This is a genomic window from Streptomyces sp. NPDC127084 (assembly GCF_042724175.1).
GTDB lineage: Bacteria > Actinomycetota > Actinomycetes > Streptomycetales > Streptomycetaceae > Streptomyces.
The window spans coordinates 1-1516 of sequence record NZ_JBHXFA010000352.1 but is presented as its reverse complement, the minus strand read 5'-3'; the positions used below and the strand labels follow the sequence as shown (position 1 = coordinate 1516).

The 1516-nt window shown below is 68.4% G+C and carries 2 protein-coding genes; one reads left to right on the top strand and one right to left on the bottom strand.

All coding sequences use genetic code 11. The features are described from left to right. Positions 1-130: 130 nt before the first annotated feature. A protein-coding gene (locus tag ACFWI9_RS34145) for an IS5 family transposase (RefSeq protein ID WP_387169161.1) occupies positions 131-1011 on the bottom strand; the annotation gives its coding sequence in 2 pieces (ribosomal slippage) (positions 131-651 and positions 651-1011; 882 coding nt in all). An 86-nt stretch (positions 1012-1097) separates the two neighbouring features. Between ACFWI9_RS34145 and ACFWI9_RS34140 the strand changes: the two genes are divergently transcribed. Then, a partial coding sequence (locus tag ACFWI9_RS34140; RefSeq protein WP_387169159.1) for a pyridoxamine 5'-phosphate oxidase family protein occupies positions 1098-1516 on the top strand: 419 nt, incomplete at its 3' end.

The window sequence follows — 1516 nt, the reverse complement described above, 5'->3', positions numbered from 1 at the left end:
TCTTCGCAGCCCGTCACAGTCACTGGCGTGACCAGGGTTGGCTGCAGAGCGTGTGGTGAGACGCTATGGGAGCAGGATCATCTTGCGGAGGAGTTCGAATCCGGCACGGCCCTAGGTTCTGTCCGGCGGATCATGGTCGGAGCCATAGCCTGATGGCTGCGGTGGTGACGGTGCCGTGGAAGACGTAGGCCCTCTTGTCGTAACGGGTGGCGACAGCGCGGGAGTTCTTGAGCCTGTTGATGGTCCGTTCGATCTCGTTGCGGCGTTTGTAGACCTCGCTGTCGAAGCCGGCGGGCCGGCCGCCCTTGCTGCCGCGTCTTTTGCGGTGGGCTCTCTGGTCCTTCGGCTCCGGGATCGTGTGCTTGATCTGGCGTCTTCGCAGATAGCGGCGGTTTCGGCGTGAGCTGTATGCCTTGTCGCCGCTGAGGTGGTCGGGCCGTGTGCGTGGGCGTCCGCCCCGCGTGCGGGGAACGCGGATGCGGTCGAGGACCTCGATCATTTGTGGGGCGTCACCGCACTGACCGGGTGTGACGAGCAGGGCCATGGGGCGGCATCCGCCTTCGCCTGCGAGGTGGATCTTGCAGGTCAGGCCGCCCCGGGACCGTCCAAGTCCCTCGTCGGGGCGATGGTTTCGGGGCGTCGTCCTTTTTTCGGGACGCGCGGCTTCTTCTTGCGGGCACCGGCCGCGTGCTGATGAGCACGGCAGGACGTCGAGTCCACGCCGACCATGCTCCAGTCGATCCGGCCGGCCAGGTCGGCGTCCGCCTGGACGGCTGTGAGGATCCGGTCCCACGTGCCGTCCGCCGACCACCGGCGGTGGCGTTCATAGACGGTCTTCCAACTGCCGAAACGCTCGGGCAGGTCACGCCACGGTATGCCGGTGCGGACCCGGAACAGGATCCCGTTGATCACCGTGCGGTGGTCGTTCCACCGGCCACCGCGCTGCCCTGACGAAGGCAGATGCGGCTCCAGCCGCACCCACTCCGCACTCGTCAGATCACCCCGCCCCATGCCGAGAGCAACGAGCCGGCAACCCGACAGTCACATGATCCGCCGGACAGAACCTAGGGGACGACCGACGACTCAGGGAGAAGCCGATGACCCACAAGGAACCGCGTACCCGTCTCGACCCCCGCTACAGCGACCCGGCGGCCACCGCGACCGACTGGGCCACGGCCGAGGCGCGGCTCGACGCGGCCGAGCTGTTCTGGATCTCGACGGTACGGCCGGACGGGCGGCCGCATGTGACGCCCCTGCCGGCGGTGTGGGCGGACGGGGCGCTGCACTTCTGCACCGGCCCCGAGGAGCGCAAGGCGCTCAACCTCGCCGGCAACCCGCAGGTCGTGCTGACGACCGGCACGAACACCGTCGACACGGGGTACGACCTGGTCGTCGAGGGTGCGGCGGAGCGGGTCGTGGACGAGGGCGTGCTGCGGGAGCTGGCCGCCGCGTGGGAGGCCAAGTACGGCAGCTTCTGGCACTTCGACGTGCGGGACGGTGCCTTCCATCACGGTTC